The 25,211-nt window shown below is 68.6% G+C and carries 27 protein-coding genes; 11 read left to right on the top strand and 16 right to left on the bottom strand.

Features of this window, described 5'->3' with window-relative positions:
- Positions 1–3: 3 nt before the first annotated feature.
- Positions 4–378, top strand: a complete 375-nt coding sequence (locus tag SACXIDRAFT_RS13190) for a YccF domain-containing protein (RefSeq protein WP_006239062.1) — start codon at positions 4–6, stop codon at positions 376–378.
- 9 nt (positions 379–387) lie between these two features.
- Entirely contained in the window at positions 388–1,014 is a 627-nt protein-coding gene (locus SACXIDRAFT_RS13185; protein WP_006239061.1) for an SRPBCC family protein, read from the top strand.
- 77 nt (positions 1,015–1,091) lie between these two features.
- Here SACXIDRAFT_RS13185 and SACXIDRAFT_RS13180 read toward each other — a convergent pair whose 3' ends face one another.
- From SACXIDRAFT_RS13180 to SACXIDRAFT_RS13155, 6 genes are read right to left on the bottom strand one after another with little or no spacing between them, the layout of a single operon-like run.
- Positions 1,092–1,910 carry a metallophosphoesterase gene (locus SACXIDRAFT_RS13180; RefSeq protein WP_006239060.1) on the bottom strand — a complete coding sequence of 273 codons (819 nt, stop codon included), beginning with the start codon at positions 1,908–1,910 and terminating at the stop codon, positions 1,092–1,094.
- A 37-nt stretch (positions 1,911–1,947) separates the two neighbouring features.
- Positions 1,948–2,745, bottom strand: a complete 798-nt coding sequence (locus SACXIDRAFT_RS13175) for an HAD-IIA family hydrolase (protein WP_006239059.1) — start codon at positions 2,743–2,745, stop codon at positions 1,948–1,950.
- Between the two features lie 2 nt (positions 2,746–2,747).
- On the bottom strand, positions 2,748–3,863 hold the full coding sequence (locus SACXIDRAFT_RS13170) for a sulfate/molybdate ABC transporter ATP-binding protein (RefSeq protein WP_006239058.1): 1,116 nt from the start codon (positions 3,861–3,863) through the stop codon (positions 2,748–2,750).
- Positions 3,860–4,678 carry an ABC transporter permease gene (locus tag SACXIDRAFT_RS13165; RefSeq protein ID WP_006239057.1) on the bottom strand — a complete coding sequence of 273 codons (819 nt, stop codon included), beginning with the start codon at positions 4,676–4,678 and terminating at the stop codon, positions 3,860–3,862. The genes SACXIDRAFT_RS13170 and SACXIDRAFT_RS13165 overlap by 4 nt, the downstream gene beginning before the upstream one ends.
- Complete coding sequence (gene modA / locus SACXIDRAFT_RS13160) at positions 4,662–5,423, bottom strand: molybdate ABC transporter substrate-binding protein (protein WP_006239056.1); 762 nt, start codon at positions 5,421–5,423, stop codon at positions 4,662–4,664. The genes SACXIDRAFT_RS13165 and modA overlap by 17 nt, the downstream gene beginning before the upstream one ends.
- Entirely contained in the window at positions 5,420–5,839 is a 420-nt protein-coding gene (locus tag SACXIDRAFT_RS13155; RefSeq protein WP_006239055.1) for a TOBE domain-containing protein, read from the bottom strand. The genes modA and SACXIDRAFT_RS13155 overlap by 4 nt, the downstream gene beginning before the upstream one ends.
- A 104-nt stretch (positions 5,840–5,943) precedes the next feature.
- Between SACXIDRAFT_RS13155 and moaA the strand changes: the two genes are divergently transcribed.
- The 5 genes from moaA to SACXIDRAFT_RS13130 all read left to right on the top strand — a co-directional run bounded on the left by moaA (position 5,944) and on the right by SACXIDRAFT_RS13130 (position 10,801).
- Complete coding sequence (gene moaA, locus SACXIDRAFT_RS13150; RefSeq protein ID WP_006239054.1) at positions 5,944–7,008, top strand: GTP 3',8-cyclase MoaA; 1,065 nt, start codon at positions 5,944–5,946, stop codon at positions 7,006–7,008.
- Positions 7,009–7,046: 38 nt separating this feature from the next.
- On the top strand, positions 7,047–7,358 hold the full coding sequence (locus SACXIDRAFT_RS13145; protein WP_006239053.1) for a MoaD/ThiS family protein: 312 nt from the start codon (positions 7,047–7,049) through the stop codon (positions 7,356–7,358).
- Positions 7,359–7,565: 207 nt separating this feature from the next.
- Positions 7,566–8,438: a phosphatidylinositol-specific phospholipase C/glycerophosphodiester phosphodiesterase family protein gene (locus tag SACXIDRAFT_RS13140; RefSeq protein WP_006239052.1), complete on the top strand. Its 873-nt coding sequence runs from the start codon at positions 7,566–7,568 to the stop codon at positions 8,436–8,438.
- A 479-nt stretch (positions 8,439–8,917) separates the two neighbouring features.
- Positions 8,918–9,592, top strand: a complete 675-nt coding sequence (locus tag SACXIDRAFT_RS13135) for a LysM peptidoglycan-binding domain-containing protein (RefSeq protein WP_006239051.1) — start codon at positions 8,918–8,920, stop codon at positions 9,590–9,592.
- A gap of 570 nt (positions 9,593–10,162) precedes the next feature.
- The gene (locus SACXIDRAFT_RS13130) at positions 10,163–10,801 is read left to right on the top strand and encodes a class I SAM-dependent DNA methyltransferase (protein ID WP_006239050.1); all 639 of its coding nucleotides are present in this window, start codon (positions 10,163–10,165) and stop codon (positions 10,799–10,801) included.
- A 114-nt stretch (positions 10,802–10,915) separates the two neighbouring features.
- Here the strand turns inward: SACXIDRAFT_RS13130 and SACXIDRAFT_RS13125 are convergent, their stop codons facing one another.
- The 4 genes from SACXIDRAFT_RS13125 to SACXIDRAFT_RS13110 form a co-directional block, all read right to left on the bottom strand.
- Positions 10,916–11,905, bottom strand: a complete 990-nt coding sequence (locus SACXIDRAFT_RS13125) for a molybdenum cofactor biosynthesis protein MoaE (protein WP_006239049.1) — start codon at positions 11,903–11,905, stop codon at positions 10,916–10,918.
- Positions 11,902–12,420 (bottom strand): cyclic pyranopterin monophosphate synthase MoaC, encoded by a 519-nt coding sequence (gene moaC, locus SACXIDRAFT_RS13120; protein WP_006239048.1) that lies wholly within the window; start codon positions 12,418–12,420, stop codon positions 11,902–11,904. Before moaC ends, SACXIDRAFT_RS13125 begins: the two co-directional genes overlap by 4 nt.
- Positions 12,417–13,817 carry an NAD-dependent malic enzyme gene (locus tag SACXIDRAFT_RS13115; RefSeq protein WP_006239047.1) on the bottom strand — a complete coding sequence of 467 codons (1,401 nt, stop codon included), beginning with the start codon at positions 13,815–13,817 and terminating at the stop codon, positions 12,417–12,419. The genes moaC and SACXIDRAFT_RS13115 overlap by 4 nt, the downstream gene beginning before the upstream one ends.
- Positions 13,818–13,923: 106 nt before the next feature.
- Positions 13,924–14,118 carry a hypothetical protein gene (locus SACXIDRAFT_RS13110; protein ID WP_083840111.1) on the bottom strand — a complete coding sequence of 65 codons (195 nt, stop codon included), beginning with the start codon at positions 14,116–14,118 and terminating at the stop codon, positions 13,924–13,926.
- A gap of 64 nt (positions 14,119–14,182) precedes the next feature.
- On the opposite strand from SACXIDRAFT_RS13110, the gene SACXIDRAFT_RS13105 reads away from it, so the two are divergent.
- From SACXIDRAFT_RS13105 to SACXIDRAFT_RS13100, 3 genes are all read left to right on the top strand, one after another.
- The gene (locus tag SACXIDRAFT_RS13105) at positions 14,183–16,432 is read left to right on the top strand and encodes a helicase-associated domain-containing protein (protein WP_040922636.1); all 2,250 of its coding nucleotides are present in this window, start codon (positions 14,183–14,185) and stop codon (positions 16,430–16,432) included.
- A 110-nt stretch (positions 16,433–16,542) separates the two neighbouring features.
- Positions 16,543–16,701 (top strand): hypothetical protein, encoded by a 159-nt coding sequence (locus tag SACXIDRAFT_RS23070; protein WP_157599665.1) that lies wholly within the window; start codon positions 16,543–16,545, stop codon positions 16,699–16,701.
- Positions 16,702–16,703: 2 nt separating this feature from the next.
- Positions 16,704–17,114, top strand: coding sequence for a type II toxin-antitoxin system VapC family toxin (locus SACXIDRAFT_RS13100; protein WP_006239043.1), 411 nt, complete (start codon positions 16,704–16,706; stop codon positions 17,112–17,114).
- A gap of 113 nt (positions 17,115–17,227) precedes the next feature.
- On the opposite strand, the gene SACXIDRAFT_RS13095 is transcribed toward SACXIDRAFT_RS13100, so the two are convergent.
- The 6 genes from SACXIDRAFT_RS13095 to SACXIDRAFT_RS13070 form a co-directional block, all read right to left on the bottom strand.
- Positions 17,228–17,818 carry a DUF742 domain-containing protein gene (locus SACXIDRAFT_RS13095; RefSeq protein ID WP_006239042.1) on the bottom strand — a complete coding sequence of 197 codons (591 nt, stop codon included), beginning with the start codon at positions 17,816–17,818 and terminating at the stop codon, positions 17,228–17,230.
- Complete coding sequence (locus SACXIDRAFT_RS13090) at positions 17,811–18,230, bottom strand: roadblock/LC7 domain-containing protein (protein WP_006239041.1); 420 nt, start codon at positions 18,228–18,230, stop codon at positions 17,811–17,813. The genes SACXIDRAFT_RS13095 and SACXIDRAFT_RS13090 overlap by 8 nt, the downstream gene beginning before the upstream one ends.
- Positions 18,231–18,342: 112 nt before the next feature.
- Positions 18,343–18,951: a GTP-binding protein gene (locus tag SACXIDRAFT_RS13085; protein WP_006239040.1), complete on the bottom strand. Its 609-nt coding sequence runs from the start codon at positions 18,949–18,951 to the stop codon at positions 18,343–18,345.
- Positions 18,932–19,789: a DUF742 domain-containing protein gene (locus SACXIDRAFT_RS13080; protein ID WP_006239039.1), complete on the bottom strand. Its 858-nt coding sequence runs from the start codon at positions 19,787–19,789 to the stop codon at positions 18,932–18,934. The genes SACXIDRAFT_RS13085 and SACXIDRAFT_RS13080 overlap by 20 nt, the downstream gene beginning before the upstream one ends.
- A gap of 100 nt (positions 19,790–19,889) precedes the next feature.
- Positions 19,890–20,345 carry a roadblock/LC7 domain-containing protein gene (locus SACXIDRAFT_RS13075; RefSeq protein ID WP_005441445.1) on the bottom strand — a complete coding sequence of 152 codons (456 nt, stop codon included), beginning with the start codon at positions 20,343–20,345 and terminating at the stop codon, positions 19,890–19,892.
- A 3-nt stretch (positions 20,346–20,348) separates the two neighbouring features.
- A complete protein-coding gene (locus SACXIDRAFT_RS13070) occupies positions 20,349–23,612 on the bottom strand; it encodes a sensor histidine kinase (protein ID WP_006239038.1) in 3,264 nt (1,087 codons plus the stop codon).
- A gap of 573 nt (positions 23,613–24,185) precedes the next feature.
- Between SACXIDRAFT_RS13070 and SACXIDRAFT_RS13060 the strand changes: the two genes are divergently transcribed.
- Positions 24,186–25,211 carry an ABC transporter substrate-binding protein gene (locus SACXIDRAFT_RS13060; protein WP_006239037.1) on the top strand — a complete coding sequence of 342 codons (1,026 nt, stop codon included), beginning with the start codon at positions 24,186–24,188 and terminating at the stop codon, positions 25,209–25,211.

Raw genomic sequence — 25,211 nt, 5'->3', positions numbered from 1 at the left:
GGGGTGCGAGCGATACTGAACGTGATCTGGCTGGTGCTGTCCGGGTTCTGGCTGGCGCTCGGCTACACGCTCGCGGGCATCATCTGTTGCCTGCTGATCGTCACGATCCCGTTCGGCCTCGCCTCCTTCCGCATCGCGGGTTACGCGCTGTGGCCGTTCGGTCGCACCGTCACGGAGCGCCGCACGGCCGGGGTCCCCTCGATGCTCGGCAACATCGTCTGGCTGATCGTGGCGGGCTGGTGGCTCGCGCTCTCGCACATCGTGACGGGTATCGCGCTCTGCGTCACGATCATCGGCATCCCGCTGGGAATCGGGAACTTCAAACTCGTTCCGGTCTCGCTCCTGCCGCTCGGCAGGGAGATCGTTCCGACTCGCTGAAAGGCCGACATGGAAACCGCTTGCGACATCGTCGTCCGTGCCGGAAGCGACCGCGTGTGGGAGCTGGTGACCGACATCGAACTGTCGATCAGGTTCAGCCCCGAACTTCAGCGAGTCACCTGGCTGGGCGGGGCCACCGGCCCCAAGCTCGGCGCGAGATTCGAGGGCCACAACCGCAGCGACGCGGTCGGCGAGTGGCGCACCGAGTCGCACGTCGTCGCGTTCGAACCGCCGAAGACGTTCGCCTGGGCAGTGGTGGACCCCGACGGCCGTTTCGGCGACACCGAGACCGACCCGGCGAAACCCATGGCGACCTGGCGTTTCGACCTCACGCCGCACGAGGACGGCGTCCTGCTGCGGCAGGGTGTGCGGCTCGGTCCAGCCCGCTCCGGGCTGTCGAAGTTCATCGACGCGATGCCTGACAAGAGGGACGCGATCATCGCGTACCGCCTCGCCGACCTGCGCACCAGCATGGAAGCCACTCTGCGCGGCATCAAGGAACTCGCGGAGAGCCGGGGAGCACTTGTGACACCCGCGAAACGACTAGGGCCAGTGCCGCATCCGAGCGGGCCTGTGCATACCGATCGCGAGGCAGGCTCACTGCTGCGGGCACTGCGTGACGAGGAAAATCACTGAGACCCACCATCCGTGATCCCGAAATCCCGCACCCGCCGAACGACCGCGGAGCCCGATGGCGCGCGAGAACGGCCTGCTCAGCGTCGGTCGGTTGCGGGCTCGGCGGGTGTGTAGGGCAGTTCGACCACGAGGCACGGTCCACCCGCGAACAGACCGGCGTCGATGCCGAGCGCCTTCCCTCCCGCGTAGAGGTGGGGAGCTTCGAGTTCGACGGGATGGACGCCGACCTGGTCGGCGATGACGCTGTGGCCGTGGACCACGCGCTGGCCGCCGAGCCGCGTCAGCAACTCCTCAGCCGCCTCGGCACCGTCCGGACCCCGAAACGCGAACCTGCTCGTCATGCGACGCCACAGATCCCACCACTGCGCGAGGTCGTGCCCCGCGAGCACCTCCCCGACGGCCGTGTTGATCTCCTCGACGGTGTCACCCCAGTCCAGGTAGTCGAGGGTGTCGGAGTGCACGAGCAGGTGCTCGGCCGCCACCGCCACGACGGGGCGCGAGCACAACCACTCGATGTGTTCGCCGGTGAGCGCGTCCTGGTCGGCGAGCTGTCCGCCGTTGACGGCCCAGCTCCGAGCGAAGCATCTGCCCGCGCCGCCGGGCACCGGCGCGTCGCCGAACCGATGCATGCCGAGCAGGAGGATCTCGTGGTTGCCGAGCAGGCTGTTGACGAAGCCGTCCGACGACGGCGCCTGCCGCTGCAACGACCGCACCAGATCGATGACACCGACGCCGTCGGGTCCCCTGTCCACGAAGTCACCGAGGAACCACAGGTGGGCGTCGGCCCCGATCCAGTTGCCGCCGTCGTCAACAAGCCCGGCGTCGCACAATGCGTCGGCCAGCTCGTCCCGGCAACCGTGGACGTCGCCGACGACGAACGTGGGATGGTCCTTCACGCCCCGACGATAAGCCCACGTCGTTCGCCTGCTGAGATCAGCCCGCCCGGAACGGGTCGCTGGTGCGCCCGACGAGCTCGGCGACGGAGCCGACGACCAGTGTCGGGCGGAAGGGATAGCGGTCGGCCGCTTCCCGTGTGGAGATGCCGCTGAGCACCAGTACGGTCTGGAGCCCCGCCTCGATTCCCGAGTGGATGTCGGTGTCCATCCGGTCACCGATCATGATCGTGTGCTCGCTGTGCGCGCCCAGGGCCCGCAGCGCCGAACGCATCATCAACGGGTTGGGCTTGCCGACGTAATAGGGGGAACGGCCGGTGGCCCGCTCGATGAGGGCGGCAACGGAGCCCGTCGCGGGAAGCACTCCCTCCCGGCTCGGCCCCGTCGGATCGGGATTGGTGGCGATGAACCGGGCTCCCTGCTCGATGAGGCGGATGGCCCTGGTGATGGCGGTGAAACTGTAGGTCCTGGTCTCACCGAGCACCACGTAATCGGGATCGATGTCGGTGAGCACGTAACCCGCCTCGTGCAGTGCGGTGGTCAGCCCCGCCTCGCCGATCACGAACGCGGAGCCGTTCGGACGCTGGTTGCGCAGGAACCTCGCCGTGGCGAGAGCAGAGGTCCAGATGGAGTCCTCCGGCACGTCGAGGCCGGTGCGCGCCAGTCGCGCCCTCAGATCACGCGGCGTGTAGATGGAGTTGTTGGTCAGCACGAGGAACCGGGTTCCTTGCGCCTTCAACTCCGCGATGAACTCGTCGGCACCGGGCACGAGGACCTCCTCGTGCACCAACACACCGTCCATGTCGGTGAGGTAGTTCCACTGCGGCTGCTCGCTCATGGTCACCACCCTATGGCCGGGTCTGGCCCTCGCGCGGGTTCCGGCGCGGCGTGCACGGCGACGACCGCCGCCTTGACGGCGAGTCGCACCGGTGTGCCCGGTTCGAGCGCGAGGTCGGCGACCGAGGCGGGGGTGAGGTCGGCGCTGATGCCCTCACGGGTGCGCAACCGGACGACGGGTCCGTGCGGCTCGACAGCCGTCACCACGGCGTTCACGACGTTGCGGGGTGACCCGGCCACCTCTGCGTCGTGGGGATGGACGGCCACCGCGCCGGGGTTGAACACGGCCACGGCCGCGTCACCGTCGGCGAGGTCACGTGCGGGCACGCCGTGGAAGGACTGCCCGCTCGCCGTCCGCACCACCGCGCCGCTGCCTGTGCGCGTCGCCGTGCCTGGCACGAGGTTCACCCCCGCGAGGCGCGCGGTGAACACCGTCCTCGGCGCCGCGAGCACCTCACGGGCGGGACCCTGCTCGACGATGCGCCCCTCGGCCAGCACGGCCACGTGGTCGGCCAGCGTGAGCGCGTCGAGTGGATCGTGGGTGACCAGCACCGTCGCGAGTTTCCTCCCGCTCTCCCTCAGCACCCGCCGCAGCACCCCGCGCACGGCGGGGGCCGCGTCCACGTCGAGCGCGGCAAGCGGCTCGTCGAGCAACAGCAGGCCGGGCTCGCCCGCGAGTGCCCTCGCGAGACCCACCCGCTGCGCCTGGCCACCGGACAACTCGGCAGGGGAACGGTCGGCGAACTCGCGAGCGTCCACCTCGTCGAGCCAGCGCCGCGCGACCTCGCGCGCCTCGGCCTTCGACGCTCCCCGCGATCGGGGTGAGAACGCCACGTTGTCCAGCACCGACAGGTGCGGGAAGAGCAGTGCGTTCTGCGCGAGCAACCCGACGCCCCGTTCGTGCGCGGGAACCCGCACACCGTCACCGTCGAGCACGCGGCCTCCCAAGCGCACGTGAGCCCGTTCGGCCCGCACCAGCCCTGCGAGGCAGGAGAGCACCGTGGACTTCCCCGCGCCGTTCGGGCCGAGTACGGCGAGTACCCCGCCCTCCGGCACGCTCAGCGACACGGAGAGTTCGAACGACCCCCTGGTCAGGGTCAACTCGGCGCGTAGTGTCACGACCGCACTCCCTCCAGTGCCCTCGGCCTCGCCACCACGATCACCACGACGGCCACCACCACCAGCAGCAACGCCACCGCCACCGCGCTGTCGAGGTCGGCCTCGGCCTGGCGGTAGACCTCGACGGGCAACGTCCTCGTGACACCTTCGAGGCTGCCCGCGAACGTGATCGTGGCGCCGAACTCGCCGAGCGCACGGGCGAAGCTCAGCACAACCCCCGACCCGAGCGACGGCAGCAACAGCGGCACGGTCACCCTCGAAAAGACCGTCATGGGCCTCGCTCCGAGGGTGGCCGCCACCCGCTCGTAGCGGTCACCCGCAGCCCGCAGCGCCCCCTCCATGCTCACCACGAGGAACGGCATCGCCACGAAGGTCTGAGCGATGACCACCGCCGACGTCGTGAACGGGATCCGCACACCGGCGAGCACGTCGAGCACGTAGCCCAGAAACCCGTTGCGGCCGAGCAGGAAGAGCAGCGCGAGCCCCCCGACGACGGGCGGCAACACGAGCGGCAGCAGCACAACGGCCCGCAACAACCGCACACCCCGCGCCCCCGATCTGGCGAGCACCACGGCAAGCGGAACCCCCAGCACGACACACAGCGCGGTGGAGATGGTCGCCGTGATCAGCGAAAGACGCAGCGCGTTCAGCGAGGCCGGTGAGCCGAGCTGCTCGGGCAGTCGCGCTAGGTCGATGCGCGCGAGCAGCCCCACGACAGGCAACACGACGAGCGCGAGCGCCACAGCCGAGGGCAGCCAGAGCACCTTCGGAACACCCGCTGGCACGTCGCCGCCGCGCTCATTCCGGGAGGCCAAACCCCGCCTCCTTCAGGAGCCGCCGTCCCTCGTCGGACAGCACGAGTTCGACGAACCGGCGCCCCGATGCCGCCTCCTCCGCCCCTGCGGGTACAGCGATGGGATAGGTGTTGACGACATCCGCAGACTCGGGGAACGGCACCGCCTCGACGTCGGAGGCGCCCGCGACGTCAGTGACGTAGACGAGTCCGGCGTCGGCCTCCCCGACCTCGACCTTCACGAGCACCGACCGCACATCGGCCTCCTCGCTGGCAGGCCGCAGCGACACCCCGGTGCGGCGCTCCATCCGCTTCGTCGCCGCCCCGCACGGCACGGACGGCGCGCACACGACGACGGTGAGCCCCGGGTCGGCGAGGTCGGCGAAGCCCGTGATGCCGTCGGGGTTGCCGCGTGGCACGGCGATGGTCAGCGTGTTCGTCGCGAACGGCGTGGCGGGACCGTCCAGGAGCTCACCCTCTTCCAGCAGGGCCATCGGCGCGGTGTCGGCCGAGGCGAACACGTCGGCAGGCGCGCCCTCGGCGATCTGCTGGGCCAGCCGCGAGGAGCCCGCGACGTTGAGCCGCACGTCGATACCGTCCTCGGCCTGCTCGAAACGCCGCTCGAACTCCCCGAAGACATCGGTCAGTGAGGCGGCGGCGAACACGGTCAGCACGCGCTCGCCCTTCCCGCCGCACGCGGTGACCGAGGTGGCGACGGCGAGTACGACCAGTGCCACGGCAGGCACACGACGACGTGCCCGGCTCATCTCGCCTCCCGCTGCCCGCTCGGCGAGGGAGTCTCGACGATCACCTGCGTCGCCTTGACCACGGCGACGGCCACCACCCCCGGCCGCAGCCCGAGTTCAGTCACGGCCTCCGCACTCATCAGCGACACGATGCGATTGGGACCGCACTGGATCTCCACCTTGGCCATCACCGCATCGGCGACCACGTCGGTGACGAGCCCGACGAACCGGTTCCTCGCCGATCGCGCCACCCCGGTCGGGTCCGGTGAGCTGTCCGCGCTCCTGCGGGCGAACTCGGCGAGTTCGGCGCCGTCGAGCGCCTTGCGTCCCGAGGGGTCGAGGTGTTCGGCGAGCAGTCCCGCCTTGATCCAGCGACGCACGGTGTCGTCACTGACCCCCAGCAGGCGGGCTGCCTCCGCGATCCGAAAATGCGGCACGAACCCGACGATATCTCCGCAGTTGCGGAACCGGTAGTCATCGTTGGCGAAGCCGGTGGTCGGCGAACCCCACTTTCGTCAGCGTCGCCACTAGGCTGGGCACGGTGACGGGAGTGGACCTCGGCATCCCAAGGGTGCCTGCCTCACGCACGGCCCCCGACCGGCCGCGCCCTGACAATCCTGCGCTCATCGACTCCTTCGGCAGGGTGGCCACCGACCTCAGGGTTTCGGTCACCGACAGGTGCAACCTGCGCTGCACCTACTGCATGCCTGCCGAGGGCCTCGACTGGATGCCGAAGGAAGATGTCCTCGCCGACGACGAACTCGTTCGCCTCGTGGACATCGCGGTGCGCCTGCTCGGCGTCACCGACATCCGGTTGACCGGCGGAGAGCCGCTTCTGAGGCCCCATCTCGAAGACATCGTGGCAGGCATGGCGGCTCTGCTGCCGCGCCCCCGCATCGCGATGACCACCAACGGCGTCGGTTTCGCCAAGCGCGCCCGCGCGTTCGCCGAGGCGGGGCTCGACCGCGTCAACATCTCGCTCGACACCGTCGATGCCGAAACCTTCGCCCACCTGACCCGCAGAGACCGCCTCGGTCACGTCCTCGACGCGCTCGCGGCGGCCAAGGACGCGGGGCTGGAGCCGGTGAAGATCAACGCGGTGCTCATGCGCGGCGTCAACGACCACCAGGCCGCCGATCTGTTGCGCTTCGCCGTGGAAGGCGGCTACCACCTGCGGTTCATCGAGCAGATGCCGCTCGACGCCCAGCACGGCTGGAGCAGGGCCGACATGATCACCGCGGACGAGATCCTTCACCTGCTGAGTACCGAGTTCAGTCTCACGCCGAGCCCCGCGGAGCGCGGCGGCGCTCCGGCCGAGAGGTGGCTCGTTGACGGCGGGCCCCATGAAGTCGGCATCATCCCTTCGGTCACCCGGCCGTTCTGCGCGACGTGCGAGCGGACTCGCCTTACCGCCGACGGCGCTGTGCGGTCCTGCCTTTTCAGCACCACGGAGACCGACCTTCGCTCCCTGCTCCGCGAGGGCGCCGACGACGAGCAGATCGCGAAAGCCTGGCGGCACGCCATGTGGGGCAAACTCGCAGGCCACGAGATCAACGAGGCCGGTTTCGCCCAGCCGATCCGCCCCATGAGCGCGATCGGCGGTTGACCACCCGCCAACCCCAAGCAGGCAATCCGAGGAGTGCGATGAACACAGCAGGCACAGGGGACGTGATCGAGACATCCCGGGAGGCGGAAGGGCGCGCCGTGACGGTGCGGGTGCGCTATTTCGCCTCCGCTCGCGCGGCTGCCGGTGTGGACAGCGAACTGGTACAGCTGCCGGCATCGGCGTCGGTGGCCGACGCGGTCGCCCACCTTCGCACCGCACACCCCGACGGCCTTCCTCGCATCCTGGACGCCGCGAGCTTCCTGCTCGACGGCATCGCGGTGCGCGACCACGACCGTCCGCTGCCCGACGGCGCGGAGCTGGACGTGCTCCCTCCCTTCGCGGGAGGCTGACCGACTGCCGGGGGGAGAGCCCCGATCGGCGAGCACGACGGGCACCGGTACGAACCAGCCCCACCGTCGGCATTCCGTGCACCGAATAATCCTCACAGCACCGCGTCCGCTGGCCGAGCAGGGCGATACGCCATCCGTAGCCGGACCGTGACGCCGCGGTCACGGTGAATTCACCGGTTCCTCGCCGACGCTCGTCATGCTGGCGCCGTGCGCCTCTCTCGTCGTGCCTTCGGGCTTGTGGTGGCCACGGCCGCCGCCTCTCCCCTGCTGTCGCCGTCCGTCTCGGCCGCCGCGCTGGGAACACCGCAGGGCGTCCGTGTCCGGCCTCTGCCGCGAGCACACGCCCACAACGACTACGAGCACACCCGGCCACTGCTCGACGCGCTCGACACCGGGTTCACCAGCGTGGAGGCCGACATCCACCTCGTGGACGGTGAACTCCTCGTCGGACACGACCCGTGGGACCTCACGCCCGAGCGCACCCTCGAAGCGCTGTACCTGGAGCCGCTGCGGCGCCGCGTTCTGGCGAACCACGGCTCGGTGTACATGCGGCGCACCGACTTCCAACTGCTGATCGACATCAAGACCGAGGCCGAGTCCACCTACGCGGCGCTGGAACGCAGGCTCGACGACCCCCGTTGGGCCTTCCTCTTCACCCGCTACGCACGCGGCCGCGTGTGGCGTGGCCCGGTCACGGCGGTGCTGTCCGGCAACCGGCCGAGAGCCGTGCTGGAGGCGCAGCCGCGCAGGCGCGCGTTCTACGACGGCCGGATCGTTGACGGCACCGACCTCGGCATCGGCGCGGACGCCAGGTTGACGCCGCTCGTCTCGGACAACTGGACCAAACTCTTCACGTGGCCCGGCGCGGGAGAGATGCCCGAAGCCGAGAGGGAGAGGCTCCACTCGATCGTCCAGCGGGCGCATGCCGCGGGGCAGCGGGTGCGGTTCTGGGCGACGCCCGACGCAGCGGGTCCGGAAAGGACGGCGCTGTGGCGGGAACTCGTCGCGGCAGGCGTGGACCACCTCAACACCGACGATCTGTCCGGTTTGGCCGATTTCCTCACCGCGCACCGGCACTGACCCTCCCGCACCGAAGAGCCTGGAGGGCCCCAGAAGGAGCCGCCGTTCGCCACACGCACCAGTGCCACGAACGGAGCAGAGCGGTCTAGACCGGGGTGACCCATACCTCACTTTGGGTGAAATATTTCAGAAGGGAAACGGAATAATAACGGCCGTCTGATCAGCGAAAACACTGGAATCGCACAAGGTTGCGTGCTGTTACTGTGAGCTAGCTCACCCCTGCAAAAATTTCCGATCACGCTCGGCGTTACGTACCGTCGCATTCCGGTTGGCCCCGAACCGACCGACGACCGGGATTCCGTTGCGCCGAGCCCAGTCCGGCGGAATCCCGGAACCGAAACCCCGAGCAACAGAGCTTCTTGGACTGGGACGGGAAGGAACCGGCATCCCCCGGTGCCGGCTGCCGATCGAAGATCCGATCGGCCAGGCCATCCGGCCTGCCTCGCGATCTCGTAGGGGCGGAAGCCGAACGAGTCAACATGGCTTACCGAGGCAAGCACCGCAAACCCTCCGCAGCGTCGCGCAACCTCGCTCGCGTCGCCGTCGCCGGCATCGCCGTCGGCGCCCCGCTGACGATCGCGGCCACCCCCGCTCAGGCGGACAGCGTCAACTGGGACGCCATCGCCGAATGCGAGAGCGGCGGCGACTGGAGCATCAACACCGGCAACGGCTACTACGGCGGCCTCCAGTTCAGCCTCAGCACGTGGCAGGCGTACGGCGGCACAGGCATGCCCCACGAGACGTCCCGCGAGCAGCAGATCGCCATCGCGGAGCGCGTCCTCGACGGCCAGGGCATCGGCGCATGGCCGGTCTGTGGCTCGCGGGGCTACACCGGCGGCAGCTACGAGGGCACCAACACCGAGGGCGCCGCTCCGAGCACCGGCAGCGGCAACAGCACGGGCAGCGGCTCGTCGTCGGAGCCCGCGCAGGAGGCCGACCCGGCCCCCGCTCCCGCGCCCGAGCCGGCCGCACCGGCCAGCGTCGCCAAGTCGAACCCCGAGGGCGACTACGTCGTCAAGAAGGGCGACACCCTCAGCGAGATCGCCAAGGAGAAGAACGTCGAGGGTGGCTATCTCGAACTCGTCGAGCTGAACGACGGCTACATCTCCAACCCCGACTACATCGTGGTGGGCCAGAAGATCGCCACCAAGTGACCGAACCGGTCACCCACACCCGCATTCGATCGCGGGTTCCGCGAAGGTCCCACCGCTTTCCCCCGGGTGGTGGGGCCTTCGCGTACCTCACGAAGCAGCCCTGCGACCGGTCGAGACCAATGGACGCGGCCACCGCCGGGCACCAAGCGACCGGACGCCAAGCGATCGAATGCCGTGTCACCGGGCAGTGCGACCGGGCAGTGCGACCCGGCACCGTGTCACCCTGCAGCCGAACCGCAGATGCCGGACCGCCGGGCACCAAGCGACGGGCACCAAGCGGCCGGGCACAAGGCGGCCGGGAACCGTGTCACCGGGCATCGATCGATCCGACCGGCCACGCAACCAGATCGGACACAAGGTGCCGATCCAACGGACCAGAACCGGCCAAGCGTCCCTGCACCGCGTCCTGGGCCGAGCGACCGGGCACCGCGTCCTGGGCCGGGCACCGGGCGAACAGAATCGTCAGGCGCCAGGCCACGAGGGACCGCGTGAGCGGGCATCGTCTGGCGTCTCTGCGGCTGCCGTCGCGCCGTCCGAAGTAGCCGACGGGTAGCCAGTAGGGTCGCCACGGTGACCACAACACCTCCCCACCTGCACACCACGCAGCAGGCGTATGACGCCGTCGCCGTTCGCTACGCCGAACTGGTCCGCGACGTACTCGACGACTTCCCGCTGGATCGGGCGATCCTCGCCGCGTTCGCCGAACTGACCAGGATCGTCGGCGCGGGCCCTGTCGCCGACCTCGGTTGCGGCCCCGGCTATCTGACGGCGCACCTCGCGGAACTCGGGCTGGACGCGTTCGGCATCGATCTGTCGCCAACGATGATCGACATCGCCTGCCGGACCTACCCTGAGCTGCGCTTCGAGGTCGGTTCGATGGCGGCACTGAACTCGGCCGACGGCGTGCTGAGCGGCATCGTGTCGTGGTACTCGCTCATCCACGTCCCACCGCAGGAGATCCCGTCGTACCTCGCCGAGTTCCGCCGTGCGCTGAGCGGCGACGGCACGCTCCTGCTCGGGTTCTTCGAAGCCGAGGGCGGGCCGCTCTCCACGTTCGACCACAAGGTGGTGACGGCCTACCGGTGGCCCATCGACGATCTCGCCGCGCTGGCGGGCGAGGCCGGATTCGCCGAGGTGGGCCGGATGCTTCGTCAACCCCACACCGACGAGCGGTTCCGCAGGGGCCATCTACTCCTGCGAGCCCGCTGAATCGCCCGGGGGAATCCTGCGGGCCCCACGTGGCACGAACAGTGGGACCGCAGGACTCCAGGTCCACACCGGTACCGGCGAGTGGCGTCCCGGCCTCGGTAGAGGCTCGGCGGCTCAGGGCGAGTTGACCCACTCGTCGGTGCCGTCGCCGAACCACTGGTGCTTCCACACCGGAAGGCGTGCCTTCACCTCATCGACGAGATCGGAACATGTGGCGAACGCCTCCGCGCGATGGTCGGCGGCCACCGCGCAGGCGAGCGCGACGTCGCCGATCTTCAACGTGCCGAGCCTGTGGCTGACCGCCACGGCGCGGACCCCGTCGCGGTGGGCGACGACGTCGGAGACGACCCGTGCCAGCACCTCACCGGCGGTGGGGTGTCCCTCGTAGTGCAGGGACGTCACGGTGCGCCCGTTGTCGTGGTCGCGCACCACACCGCCGAAGGTCACCACCGCACCTGCTCCGGCTTCGGCCACGAGGCGGGCGTGTTCCTCCACCGAGAGGTCCTCCTCGGTGACGTGTGCCAGAGCCACCCTCGGCCCAGCGCCGTCGCCGTTCACCTCGTGGACCGCGGAGACATCGTGCACCGCCTCGCTGCCGTGCCTGCCCTCCGCGACGCCCCGCGCGGGCCGGTGGTGGTCTCCACCGGCGATCTGGTCGAGCGCGTGATCGAGAACGTTGTCGAGCACCGCGAGGCCGTCGTTGACGCCGCCACGCGAGCCGGGAAGGTTCACCACGAGTGTGCGGCCCGCGACGCCCGCGAGACCACGCGACAGCATGGCCGTGGGAACCGTGCCCTGCCCCTGCGCTCGGATGGCGTCGGCCAGGCCCGGCAGTTCGAGATCGAGCACACCCGCCGTGGCCTCCGGCGTCCGGTCGGTTGGCGAGACCCCGGTGCCTCCCGTGGTGACGATGAGGTCCACGTCCTCGGCGAGCGCGGCGCGCAGCGCCGTGGCGACGGGTTCACCGTCCCGCACGACCTGGGGTTCGGCCACGTCGAACGAGCGCCGTTCGAGCCACTCCTTGATCACCGGGCCGGTGCGGTCGGGATAGACACCCGCGGCCGCCCTGTTGGACGCCACGATCACTCGCGCCGTGCGATTCACGCGTCCTCCCCTGTCTGCTCCGCCACGTCGGCCTCGCGGCGATCCTGGCCCCGCTGCCACACGCCCGACTTCCCGCCTTCCTTGCGCACCAACCGCACGCCGTCGAGCATCGCCTCGGGGTCAACCGCCTTGATCATGTCGTGCAGGGCGAGTCCGGCGACGGCGACGGCGGTCAGCGCCTCCATCTCGACACCCGTGCGGTCGCTGGTGCGCGCCGTGGCTGTGATGTCCACACCGTCGGTGGTCAGCTCGAAATCGACATCCACCCTGGTGAGCGCGATCTGGTGACACAGCGGGATCAGCTCGGAGGTCCGCTTCGCCCCCATGATCCCCGCGATGCGGGCGGTGGCGAGCGCGTCACCCTTGGGCAGACCGCCCTCTGCCAGCAGCCCGAGAACCGTGGAGGTCGTGCGGAGCGAGCCGCGCGCCACCGCCGTTCGCGCGGTGACGTCCTTGGCCGAGACATCGACCATCCTGGCCGCGCCCGCGTCGTCGAGGTGGCTCAGTTCACTCACGACGTCGAGACTACTTCGTCCCCCCGGGCAGCGGCCTTGACGGCCTCGGCGACGGCAGGCGCCACGGCCGTGTCGAACACGCTGGGCACGATGTAGGAGGCGTTCAAGCGGTCGTCAACGACGTCGGCGATGGCATTGGCCGCGGCGAGCAACATGTCGTCGTCGATCTTGTGTGCCTGAGCGTCGAGCAGGCCACGGAAGACACCGGGGAACGCCAGCACATTGTTGATCTGGTTCGGGTAGTCGCTGCGCCCCGTGGCGACGACGGCGGCGTGCCGCTGCGCTTCAAGTGGGTCGATCTCCGGGTCGGGGTTGGCCAGCGCGAACACGATCGCCTCGTCGGCCATCGTGGCCACCTGTTCGGCCCCGAACAGATTCGGTGCGGACACACCGATGAACACATCGGCCCCCACCAGGGCGTCGTGCAGTGTGCCGGTCTGCTGCTGCGCGTTCGTGCGCTCCGCGATCAAGCGCAGGTTCTCGTCGAGGCCGGGGCGTTCGCGGTGGACGATGCCGTCGATGTCCACCGCGACGATGTCGGCGGGAGCCTTGCGCAGCAGCAAGCGGATGATGGCCGACCCCGCGGCGCCGACACCGCTGACCACGATCCGGCACTTCTCGATGGGCTTGTTCACCACCCGCAACGCGTTGCGCAGCGCGGCCACCACGACGATGGCGGTGCCGTGCTGGTCGTCGTGGAAGACGGGGATGTCGAGCTGCTCCCTCAGTCGGCGCTCGATCTCGAAACACCGAGGCGCGGCGATGTCCTCCAGGTTGATGCCCGCGTACACCGGAGCGAGGGCCTTGACCGTCCTGATGATCTCCTCGGTGTCCTGGGTGTCCAGGCACACCGGCCAGGCGTCCACATCGGCGAACTTCTTGAACAACGCCGCTTTGCCTTCCATCACGGGAAGCGCGGCGGCAGGACCGATGTTGCCGAGACCGAGCACGGCCGAACCGTCGGTGACCACGGCGACCGTGTTGCGCTTGATGGTCAGCCTTCGGGCGTCGTCGGGGTTGGCCGCGATGGCCTGGCACACGCGGGCGACACCCGGCGTGTAGGCGCGCGAGAGGTCGTCACGGTTACGGAGAGCGACCTTGGGGCTCACTTCCAGCTTGCCGCCGAGGTGCATGAGGAACGTCCGATCGGACACCTTCCGCACGTGCACGCCGGGCAGCGAGTCGAGTGCTGTGGTGATGTCGTCGGCGTGATCGGCCGACAACACGTTCGCCGTGATATCGACGACGATGGCGTCCGCGTGCGACTCGACGATGTCGAACGCCGTCAGGACACCACCCACCCTTCCCACGGCCGTGGTGAGGTCGCCTGCCGCACTCGCCGACGGCGGGGCCTCCAGTCGCACGGTGATCGAGTAACCGGGACCGGGAACGGGCATGGGCTTACCCCCGCATCAATTGCTCAGGCTGGCGCTGGATTCGGGGGAAAAGCCTATCGGCATGGGCGGGTTCACAGCCGAGCGGATGGTTGACTCGCCGGTAACGTCACGCCGACTTGTTGATCTCGGTCTCGGGATGCACGTAGGGCACGGAGTCGAGAGGGAAAGTCAGCTCGCCGAAGGGAGAGAGCGCGCCCTGCCGGTCGGCCGCGAGCTCGCTGACCGGGTGCTCGACGTCCGGCCACTCCGGGTCGATCCGGTGCTGCTTACGGTTGTCGGGCTTGCCCACGTCGTCCTCCATACGTTCGACCAACGACTGACCATAGTGTGCCCGATGTGGCACGCCGAGGGATATGGTGGTGACGATGGCCGCCCTCTCGCTCGCGGACTGGCTGCGTTCACTGCCCGACGACGACCTCGCCGATCTCCTGCGCGCGCGGCGTGATCTCGCCACTCCACCTCCCGCGAACTCCGACGTTCTCGCCACCCGTGCCAGCACGGCGGGATCGGTCGCGAGGGCCTGCGAGAACCTCGACAGCGCCACGCTCGCCGTGATCGAAACGCTGCTGGTGGCAGGGGCCGACGACACCCCGGTGGCGATCGGCCGCCTCCGCGAGCTGCTCACCGATGTTCCCCCGCACTCGCTCGGACGGCTGCGCTCGCTGGCACTCGCATGGGGACCGGACGACGCCGTCACCGTCGCTCCTGCCGCGCGTGAGGTGTTCGGCCCCTTCCCCGCAGGGCTCGGCGCCTCCTCGCCCGGACTCGCCGAACTCGGGGCGGACGCGGTGGCAGATCGGCTCGCCGAGGTGGGTGAGGACGAGCGGGCCCTGCTGGCGACGCTGTCCTCCGGCCCTCCGGTCGGGCGAACCCGGGATGCCGCGACCGACCTGCCGCTGGCCTCCGCCACGACGCCGGTGCAGAAACTGCTGGCCAGGGGCCTGCTGGTGCGGCGTGACGAGCAGACCGTGGAACTCCCCCGCGAGGTGGGGATCGCGCTGCGCGGGGGCGTCGTGTTCGGAGCGGGTGCGCTGAACGAGCCCGAACTGCCGCTCAACCGGCATGAGCAGTCCGATGTGGACGCCGCAGCGGCTGGGGAGGCGATGGAGTTGCTCCGGCACGCCGAGGCACTGTTGCGGTCGTGGTCCGAGCAACCGCCTCCCGTGCTGAAATCCGGCGGCCTCGGGGTCAGGGAGCTTCGGCGACTCGCCCGCGGCCTCGACATCGACGAGCGAAGGGCCACGCTGCTGGTCGAACTCGTCGTCGGAGCGGGCCTCGCCGCGGCCGACGAGAACACCTCGCCGGAGTGGGTGCCTACGACGTTGACCGACTCGTGGCTGGCGATGCCTCCCTCCGGGCGCTGGCTGACGCTCGCGCAGGCATGGCTGGACCTCCCCCGGATGCCCGGGCTCGCCGGTGGCAGGGACGCGCGGGACAAGGTCGTCGTGCCGCTGTCGGAGGAGTTGCGCAGACCTCTCGCGCCCACGATCCGCCGCCGTGCTCTCAGCACCCTCGCCGAATTGCCACACGGCGCCGGTGTCACTGCCGACGACCTCGTCGCGCTGCTGACGTGGCGGGCCCCGCGCAAGGGCGGGCGCACGCGGGACGCGGCCGTACGCGACGTGCTGACCGAGTCGAACGCGCTCGGCATCGTGGCGCTGGGCGCGCTGAGCACCGCAGGGGGATCGCTTCTCGACGGCGAGGCGCACGGCGCGGCAGCCGCCATGGCCGAGGCGCTGCCCCGGCCGGTGGACCACATCCTCGTGCAGGCCGACCTCACCGTCGTCGCCCCGGGGCCGCTCGAACCGGACCTCGCCGCCCGGATCGAGGCCGTCGCCGACATCGAGTCGGCAGGACACGCCACGATGTACCGCGTCAGCGAGACCTCGGTGCGGCGGGCCCTCGACAGCGGGCGCACCGCCGACGAGTTGCACGAACTGTTCCGCACCCGGTCGCGCACGCCGGTCCCGCAGTCGCTGTCGTATCTCATCGACGACGTCGCGCGCAGGCACGGCCGCCTGCGCGGTGGGGTCGCGGCGTCGTTTCTGCGGTGTGACGACGAGGTGCTGCTCGCCGAGGTGCTGCGCACTCAGGCGGCCTCCGAACTGGAATTGCGCCGCATCGCGCCCACAGTCGTGGTCAGCCCCTACCCGCTGGCCGAGGTGCTCGACGTGCTGCGTGCCGCCGGGTTCACCCCGGCAGCCAAGGGGCCGGACGGGCGCATACTCGACCTCCGCCCGAGCGGCAGGCGCATCCCGGCCCGTGGCCGCACGTCGAGGCAGGCGGAGCCGACCAGGGTCGGCCCCATCTCGGATGCCCAGCTCGCTGCCGTCGTGACACACGTGAGGGCAGGCGACAGGGCGGCACGCAGTCGCAAGGGTTCGGTGGTGCGGCTACCTGCGGGCGGTGGGGCCGACACCTCGGCGACCATGGCGTTGCTGTCGCGGGCGGCGAACGAGCAACGCGAGGTGTGGATCGGCTTCGTGGACTCCCACGGCACCGCCACCCAGCGCGTCCTGACACCCGTGCGCGTGGGCGCGGGACTGCTGGAGACGTCCACGGGCGAGCGCTACCCGTTGCACCGGATCACCTCGGCCGCGCTCGTCGAGGACTGACCGCATGCGTTGTGCATGCTAGAGTCTATTCCATGGGTGACACACTTCAAATCCGCAACGTTCCACCGGAACTCCACGCAGCTGTCGCACGACACGCACGGGAACACGGGATGACCATTTCGCAGTATCTACTGCGCCGCATCTCCCAGCTCGAAGGGAAGCCCGTAATTCGGGATACCCTCGACGACCACTGGCGCAGGACCAGCGCTTACGAGCGGATCGCACCCGGCACAGCGGCCGAACTTCTATCTGAAGACCGGGATCGCTGAACATGCTGGTCATTGATGCATCTGCGCTGGTGGACATCCTCACCGCAGCTCCGGAATCCATTCCCGCCTTGGCAAAACGGGTCCAGAACGCTGAATGGATGATGGCACCGGAATTGATTGATTACGAAGTACTCAACGTGCTGCGCAAGATGGTTTCCCGGGGCATGATCGGGGCCGACTTCGCTGGAGTCTGTCGGCTCACCCTGCACGATTTACGGCTCGAACGGTATTCGTTGACAGATTCGATGGCCGACCGAGTGTGGGAATTGCGCCACAACGCATCAGCCTATGACGCGGCCTACCTCGCGCTCGCCGAAACAAGGGAAGTTCCGTTGATCACCTCCGAACGCCGGCTCGCAGAAGGTTTGCGGAGACTGGCGAGGACTTCGATCGAGAGCTACGCAGCCGACTAGAGCACCAAGTGCGGACACGCGTGCAGGAGGTGCGGACACGCGTGCACCAAGTGCGGACACGCGTGCAGGAGGTGCGGACACGCGTGCACCAAGTGCGGACACGCGTACGGCGATTACAGGGAGCGGAGACCGTTCAGGATTCGCTCCATGAAGTCGTGGGAATCGCGGTCGGCGAGGACGAAACCGGGCCGCTGGATGTCCACGGCCCTCGCGTGCGCGAGGTCGTCCACCAGCACCTTCACCACGCCCAGCGGCAGCCTCGCGAAGGCCGCGATCTCGGCGACCGAATGCACATCGACACACAGGTCGCAGATGAACCGCTGCTCCGGCGAGACGACACCCTCGTAGCGCCTGCCACGGTCGGTGGTCACGACCAGCGCCTCCAGCGCGAGTTCCTTCGCGGGCCTCGTCCTGCCCCCGGTTCGCGCGTACGGCCGCACGAGCGAACGATGCGTGAAGTGCGGTGGCGCCTGCGCCGTCCTCGGCTGCGAGGGAACGCCGCCGCGCCTGCCCTCCGGGTACGGGGCGGGAGCACCGCGGGGGAAACCGCTCGGTCCCGCCGCCTGTCCCGACTGCTGGCGCACGCGCTTCGCCAGTTGTGTGATGCCGGAGACGCTGTTCAGGTCGAACCTGCTGGGGTGGTCGAAACCTTCCCTGTCGGTGGGTCTGTTCAGTGCCTCCCACTCGTCCACGCCGTCAGCCACGCGTGCCGCCCTGGAGCTTCGCCCTCGGCTCGGGGGTGAGCTGCTGGCCGACGCGATCGACGAGCAACGTCATCTCGTACGCCACCGTGCCGATGTCAGCGCCGGGCGAGGCGAGCACGGCAAGACAGGACCCGTCACCGATCGACATGAGGAACAGGTATCCGTTCTCCATCTCGACAACGGTCTGGTTCACGGTGCCGCCGTCGAAACACCGCGCGGCCCCGTGTGTCAGTGACACAAGGCCGGACGCCACCGCGGACAACTGCTCGGCACGCTCGATGGGCAAGCCCTGCGAGTTCGCGAGCAGTAGCCCGTCGGCGGACACCACCACGGCGTGCGCCGCCCCCGGTACCCTGCGCACGAAATCGGTGATGAGCCAGCCGAAGCTGCCCTGCTGGGCTGATGCGGTCACTGTCCCTCCCTAGCCTCCCGCCCGCTGTAGCGGCAAGACTATTAGCCAGGTCAATCCTGCCGAGCCCGTTTCCCCCGACCGCCAGGCTCAATCACGCCGGTGGCCCAGCCGATCACCCCGCACGAAGTGCCGTGTCGTGAGCGATGGCGTGCTGCACGATGGAAATGAGCACCTGCTTGGCCGACTCGCGATCCCTGGCGTCACAAGCCATGATCGGCACCGATGGCGAAATGGTCAACGCGTGCCGGACATCTTCGATCTGGTGATGCAGCAGCCGGTCGAAGCAGTTGATCGCCACGACGTAGGGCAGCTTCCGATTCTCGAAGAAGTCGATCGAGGGGAAGGCGTCGGCGAGCCTCCTGGTATCGACGAGCACCACCGCACCGATGGCGCCGTACGCCAGGTCGTCCCACATGAACCAGAAGCGGTGCTGCCCCGGCGTGCCGAAGATGTAGAGCACCAGGTCGGAGTCCAGCGTGATCCTGCCGAAGTCCATCGCGACCGTGGTGGTCATCTTGTTCGGCGTCTGCGAAAGATCATCCACCGAGACGCTCGCTTCGGTCATGGATGCTTCGGTGGTCAGAGGGTCGATCTCCGACACAGCTCCGACGAGCGTCGTCTTCCCGACACCGAAACCACCGGCGACCACGATCTTGGCCGACTGGGTCGGGCCTGACGTCGTCGGCGCGGTAGCGGAGGTGTCAAATTCTCCGAAGCCCACTGAGAACCCTTTCCATGAACTCGATACTGGGCCGGTCTCCCACCATGGAGGAGGACGCGGAGTGCACAAGCACTAGGCCGAGACCGGCAACGTCACCAACGAGGATTCGCACGACACCGAGCGGCATCTTCAGCAGCGCTGCCACCTCGGCGACCGACCTCGTGTCGAGGCACAGCCCGCAGATGGTGCGGTGTTCCGGCACGCGCACCTTCTCCAACCGCCTACCCCGCTCACTTGTCGAGATCAGAGCCTCGATTGCCAGGTCGTAATCCGGCTTCGTCCTGCCGCGCGTACGGAAGTACGGGCGGACGAGGCCCGAGGACTCCTGCACCTCCTCGTGCTCGACGTCCCTGTGATGACGAGGAACCGGAGATGGCGGCAGCTCGCCGGACATCGGGCCTGGATCGTACCCGCCGCTGTCGTAGCCGTCGTAGGTGTCGTAGCTGTGAGCGCCGGAGCGCTCGTGGGCGTCGTAGCGGTCGTGACCGCCACGGCCGCCGTACGCGGAGTCATACCCCGAGTCGTACCCATGGCCGTTGTCGGCGTCGGAGAACCCGCCCCCGCCCATTCCGTACAGTTCGGCTCCGGGACCGGACAGCAGCGAGGAACCGCCGTAGTCGGCGATCTCGAAGTCCGCCGGTCCCGGCGAGTCGAGCCCGCCGGAACGCAGCCACTCCCCCGTGTCGAGGGGATCATCGACCCGGCGCGAAGGACGGCGCGCCCTGCCGCCGAGGCCGTCACGGCCGCCGAACGCCGCGCCATCCGGCTCGCTCGGCCAACCCCCAGCCGCACGGTCTCTGTCGAGCCGTCGATCACCTCGTGAGTGCCCGGAATCCACGGCGGTCTCCTCAGTGTGTTGTCACCGAACTGCGTTGTCTCACCGAACTGCGTCGTCGTGTCGCGAAAGCGCGTGCGTCGCCCGTACCTTCGCCGGGCCGCTACCGGCGGGAGCCCTGCAACTGAGCCCTCAGCTCCGGGGTCATCTGCTGACCGACGCGATCCACCAGCAACGTCATCTCGTAGACCACGAGGCCGATGTCGCTGTCAGGCGCGCCGAGCACCGCGAGGCAGGAGCCGTCGGACACCGACATGAGGAACAGGAAACCGTTCGCCATCTCGACGACCGTCTGTGCCACAGGGCCGCCCTCGAACACCTGCGCGGCGCCGCGCGCGAGACTCGTAAGGCCCGACGCCACGGCGGCGAGCTGGTCGGCCCTGTCCTTCGGCAGGCCACGCGAAGCCGCCAACAACAGCCCGTCCGCCGAGACGACGACAGCGTGGGCCGCACCGGGAACCCGGTGCACGAAGTCGGTGATGAGCCAAGCGAAGCTGCCTTGCTGTCCGGAGTTGCCCTTCTTCGGCGCGCCCGGATGCGCTGAACCCGCGCGTGTCAACTTCTACTCCTTCGCCCCGTTGTGACGGGTGTCGTTGCCCGTCTCGTCGAATTGCTCACTCTGGGCCGACGGCTCCTTGAGCGCGTGGCGGCCGCTCTGGTAGCCACGCTGGAAGCTCTTCATTCGGTTGCGCGCCGCCTCGGCCGATCTGGCGACGGCACTGCGTCCCGGTTCGCCGACAGTGGTGTCGGCGAAAGCGTTCCCCTTGCTCGGCGAGACCGAGCCCGGCACCAAGTATGCGTTGGGCACACGCTTGGGCAGACCGGCGGGCGTGACCTCGTCGTGCCGCTCCTCCAGCAGGGCGTGAGCGGCCTGCCATCCGGAGTCCGACACGCTGCGCCAACCGCTTTCACCGGTGCCGCTCTCGGTTGTGGTGCCGGTGGTTTCCTGCTCCGTGTCCCCGTTCATCTCGGCACCCGCCTGCTTCTGGCGTTCGGGTTCGGACACCTGCCCTGGCGCGGCACCCCACGCCTCACCGTCGGCTGTTTCGGTGGCCTGTTCGGGTTCGAGCGGAGTCTCCTCGCTGAACCACCGCGACAGCACGGACTGATAGATCGGCAGTCTCCTGGTGGGTACATCGTCCTCCAGTGCGCTCCCGTCCCTGCCTGCCGCCGGAGCACCGGATCCCCGATGCTGATCCTTCGGGACGTAGAGCGTTTCCTCGTTCGGTGACACCTCGGAGGCGTACGCCTCAGCGACGTGGCCGTCCCTCGTGTCGCCGTCGGGAGACTCGACCGGCCACTGTGGCTCTTCGGGCTCTTCGGGCTCTTCGGGCACTTTGGGCACTTTGGGCTCTTCGTGCCCTGCCGATCCCTTCGGCGCGACAGGTCGCGGCAGCTCGGCTCCCGGCTGCCGTGCTGGTTCGGGAGGAGCGGGACTCATGAACGGGCCCGCCGCCTTGCCGGTGCCTCCGACGAGGTCGTCGAGACTGATGGGCTGATCCAGAGGGCGGAGGCCGTTCTCGACGTGCGAACCCGACGACGTGCCGTGCTCTGCCTGCGGCTCCGGTCGCGGCTCCGGGTTCGGCGCAGCGGGGGGAGCAGGCGGCGGTGCCGGGGGCCGGTCCGCCTTGGCGGAGGGCTTGCGTGGCGCGGGCAGCGGAGGAACGCCGGACGGTTGTGACGCCGTGTCCTGCCGCGACGGCAGGGATGTCTCGGACATCGTCTCGCGTGGCGCGATGGGCGGTGCCGGCGGCAGCGCGGACGATGCGGAGGGCATGGAAGCCGAGGAGGCCGAACCGGTGAGCAGGTCGCTCGGCACGACAACCCTGGCGATCACGCCGCCCTCGATGTCCTCGTTCTCCCTCAGCCGCACCTCGATGCCGTGCCGCTTGGCCAGCCGCGCGACCACGTAGAGACCCATGCGCCTCGTCACCGACACGTCGAGGTCCGGCGGGTCGGCGAGCCGCTCGTTGGCCTCCGCCAACTGCTGCTCGGACATGCCGACACCGCGGTCGGTGATCTGAATGGCAAGCGACGTGCGCCGCGTGACAACCGCCCTCACCGTGATCTTGGTCTCTGGTTCGGAGAAGTAGGTCGCGTTGTCGAGCAGTTCCGCGAGCAGGTGCACGAGGTCGTGCACAGCCCTTCCGTGAACCGAGACCTCGGGGATGGTGCCGAGTTCGACCCGCGCGTACTGCTCGATCTCCGAGACCGCGGCGCCGATGACGTCCGCGGCAGGCACCGGTTTGGACATCGTCTTGGTGAGCCCCGCTCCGGAGAGCACGAGCAGGCTTTCACCGTTACGGCGCAACCGGGTCGCGAGGTGGTCGAGCTCGAAAAGGCTCGCGAGCTGGTCGGGGTCCTGCTCGTCGGATTCGAGCCGGTCGATGACGCCGAGCTGGCGCTCCACCAACCGCTGGCTTCGGCGGGAGAGGTTGACGAAGATGCCGTTGACGTTCTCGCGCAGCAGCGCCTGCTCGGCCGCGAGGCGGATGGCTCGCTCGTGGACGACGTCGAACGACCGCGCCACTTCGCCGATCTCCTCGCGGGTGTGCACGGGGACGGGCGTGACGGCGTCGCGCGACGCCTCCATCGGGTTGGGATCGGCGAGAATGCGCCGCACCGTCTCAGGAAGCCGGACGTATGCGATCTCCAGCGCGGTCGAGCGCAGGGTGCGCAGTGGCCTGGTCAACGCCCTCACCACCAGCAGGGTCAACGCCACCGTGGCCACGAGAGTCGCGGTCATGAGACCGAAGAACACCCAGGCTGCCTGGCTGGCTTGCCCCGCGAGCGTCTCGGCGTGTGCGCGCAGTTCCCCGAGGAGTTCGGTCTCCATCTGGCGCATCATGTCCACCGTGTCGCCGCCGTCGGTGAACAGCTGCCGCGAGCTGATGTTCAGCCCGCCCGCCGAGTTGATGGAGGAGTACGCGGTGGCGATGAGCCGCGCCCTGTTGTCAACGGCGGCACCCGAAACGGTGTCGAGGTAACGCTGCTGTTCGCCCAGCGTGGCGTTGGAGCTGAAGTTGCCGACGGCAGCCTCGGCACTCGCCTGCGACGACAACGCTCGGGAGAGCAGGTCGGCCACGAAGTTGTGGTGGCCGACGGCGAGCTGGATGGTCGCGTTCTCCCGCGACGTGTGTTCCTTGGCCTCGGTGATGGCCTGCACCGTCGTGCCCCTGCGCAGCAGCTCGCGATCGGTCACGGACAGGTTCACCGTCCGGCCGAGGTTGACGAGCGGCTCCAGGATCGAGTTGTAGATGGTCTGGACCGTGAGGTCCGGGATGTTCGTGCTGTTGATCTTGTCGCGGAGCGGGTCGAGGGCGTTGAGCCGCTGGATGGCGCGTTCATAGGTGCGCTGAAGGTCCTCGTCACCGAGATCCCGCTCCTCGAGCATGTCGCGAAGACGCGTCACCTCGGCGTTCACCTTCGCCGTCTGATCGTTGACGGTCTTGGTATCGACCCAGTCGGACGACATGTCAACAGCCTGGAGCGTGCGCTCCTTCTGAAGTTCGTGCACGAGCGCCGTGACCTGCTGCGCCACCTCGACTTGCGTGACGGTGTCGCTGTACTCCGCGGCGTCGTTCAGCTCCGAGACAGCGCGGAGGCTGCCGAACGCCAGTGCGGTCAGCAGCGGAATGATGAGGACGACGGCGAGCTTGTAGCGCAGCGGCCAGTTGCTCAGCTTCCATCGCGACGTCGTGACCTCGGAGCCGACGGTTGGTTCCGCCGCGTCCTGCCGCGCAGGATTCTCCTGTCCCTCCCGGCTCTGGGCGCTGTCCTTGTCGGGAGCCAGCCCATCCCCGTCCGCGGTCTCAGTCTTGGGCACCGCTTTACCACCATCGTTGTCCGAGCCGGAACCAAACCGGCGTCCTGGCCGAGCACTTGTCACTTTCCGCACACGCTTGCGTACGCCCAGCCCCCGTTCGGTGACCAGGCAGCGGAAGCATGCCGGGAACCCCCAGAAGGGTCAATCCTCGAGTGAGCATTCCGGGTACCGAAGCACACGGTCGGCAGCAACCCGACCGATCGACCTGGATTCCACCAAACAGTCATCCACCCGTCACTACTTCGGCGTTCCGTGACCCCCAGTTGAGACACAGAATGTAGCGAAGACCCCACAGGGATGTAAGCCCTCCGGGTTTGTCCTCGTTGGACATCACTGAGTGTCAACCCCTTGGGGAGCACACAACTGCGCCTCGCGACTGAACCCAGAGTTAATTAGACCACATGACCAACCACCCGAACGAGTGGACCAAGATCACCCATAGATCGCATACCGGCACGCATTGTGAGTAGCGCATCAAATCTCTACAGTAACCGTGGCTCACTGAGCGATCTGGGAGGGCATCGCGCTCAGTCAGCAGATCACCAAACTGTTGAACCTCACTGAGGAGTGGCATTGCTTCGACACGGCACCACGACGAGAAAGAAGTCCAGACCAGCGCGTCTGGCCGCAGCTGTGGTGACTGCGGGACTTCTTGCCACCGCCAGCGGATGCGGATTGCTGAGCGGCGAGGAGGACACGCCGGAGTCGCAAAATGGTAACGGCTCCGTCGAAAAGTCCACCATCACAGTCGCTCATCTGCCCTCCATCGACGTCGCTCCGCTCTACATCGCGAAGAACAAGGGCTACTTCAAGGATGAAGGCCTCGACGTCAAGATCGAGCAGGCGGCCAGTGGCCAGGCCGCGACCCAGAAGATGATCGGCGGTGACGCCGACATCGTCCAGTCCAGCTACGTGCCGTTCCTGATGGCACACACGGGCGGGGCGGCCGATCTCAAGATCGTCGCCGACGCCGTCTCCGCCGCCCCTGACACCTTCGTGCTCGTCGCGAAGAAGGGCGGCTCCGTGAAGTCGATCGATGATCTCGAAGGCAAGCGGATCGCGGTGTCGGCGCTCAACACGATTTCCGACACGATCGTGAAGTCGGCGATGAAGACGAACGGGCTCGACTACGAGAACGTCGAGTTCGTACAGACGTCGTTCCCCGACATCGCCTCCGCCGTCGCGAAGGGCCAGGTTGACGCGGGTCTGCTCATCGAACCGTTCCTCACGATGGGCGCCGAGGAACACGGCGTGACCCCCATCGCGGACGTCGCCACCGGACCGACGAAGGACTTCCCTCTCGCCGGATGGGGAGCGCTCTCCGAATTCGTCGAGCAGAACCCGAAGACGGTGGCCGCCTTCCAGCGGGCGATGGAGCGGGCCACCGAGGACGCGCAGGACCGTGATGCCATCGAGCCGGTCATCCAGGACACGGCAGGCATCGACGCGGCGACCGCGTCGCTGGTGAACCTGCCGAACTTCCACGCGACCTTGGACGCCTCCCGGCTCCAGCGGGTTCCCGACATGATGGTGGAGTTCGGGTTGCTGAAGGAGAAGCTCGACATCGAATCGCTGATTGTCGCTCCGAGCAAGAGCTGA

This window comes from Saccharomonospora xinjiangensis XJ-54 (assembly GCF_000258175.1).
Classification (GTDB): domain Bacteria; phylum Actinomycetota; class Actinomycetes; order Mycobacteriales; family Pseudonocardiaceae; genus Saccharomonospora; species Saccharomonospora xinjiangensis.
This window is presented reverse-complemented; position numbering and strand designations above follow the sequence as displayed.

Excerpts from the sequence above, each read along its gene's own strand:
- SACXIDRAFT_RS13185 (WP_006239061.1), top strand. The coding sequence starts at position 388 with ATGGAAACCGCTTGCGACATCGTCGTCCGTGCCGGAAGCGACCGCGTG.
- SACXIDRAFT_RS13175 (WP_006239059.1), bottom strand. The coding sequence starts at position 2,745 with ATGAGCGAGCAGCCGCAGTGGAACTACCTCACCGACATGGACGGTGTG.
- modA (WP_006239056.1), bottom strand. The coding sequence starts at position 5,423 with ATGAGCCGGGCACGTCGTCGTGTGCCTGCCGTGGCACTGGTCGTACTC.
- SACXIDRAFT_RS13145 (WP_006239053.1), top strand. The coding sequence starts at position 7,047 with ATGAACACAGCAGGCACAGGGGACGTGATCGAGACATCCCGGGAGGCG.
- SACXIDRAFT_RS13135 (WP_006239051.1), top strand. The coding sequence starts at position 8,918 with ATGGCTTACCGAGGCAAGCACCGCAAACCCTCCGCAGCGTCGCGCAAC.
- SACXIDRAFT_RS13115 (WP_006239047.1), bottom strand. The coding sequence starts at position 13,817 with ATGCCCGTTCCCGGTCCCGGTTACTCGATCACCGTGCGACTGGAGGCC.
- SACXIDRAFT_RS13110 (WP_083840111.1), bottom strand. The coding sequence starts at position 14,118 with ATGGAGGACGACGTGGGCAAGCCCGACAACCGTAAGCAGCACCGGATC.
- SACXIDRAFT_RS13105 (WP_040922636.1), top strand. The coding sequence starts at position 14,183 with ATGGCCGCCCTCTCGCTCGCGGACTGGCTGCGTTCACTGCCCGACGAC.
- SACXIDRAFT_RS23070 (WP_157599665.1), top strand. The coding sequence starts at position 16,543 with ATGACCATTTCGCAGTATCTACTGCGCCGCATCTCCCAGCTCGAAGGG.
- SACXIDRAFT_RS13100 (WP_006239043.1), top strand. The coding sequence starts at position 16,704 with ATGCTGGTCATTGATGCATCTGCGCTGGTGGACATCCTCACCGCAGCT.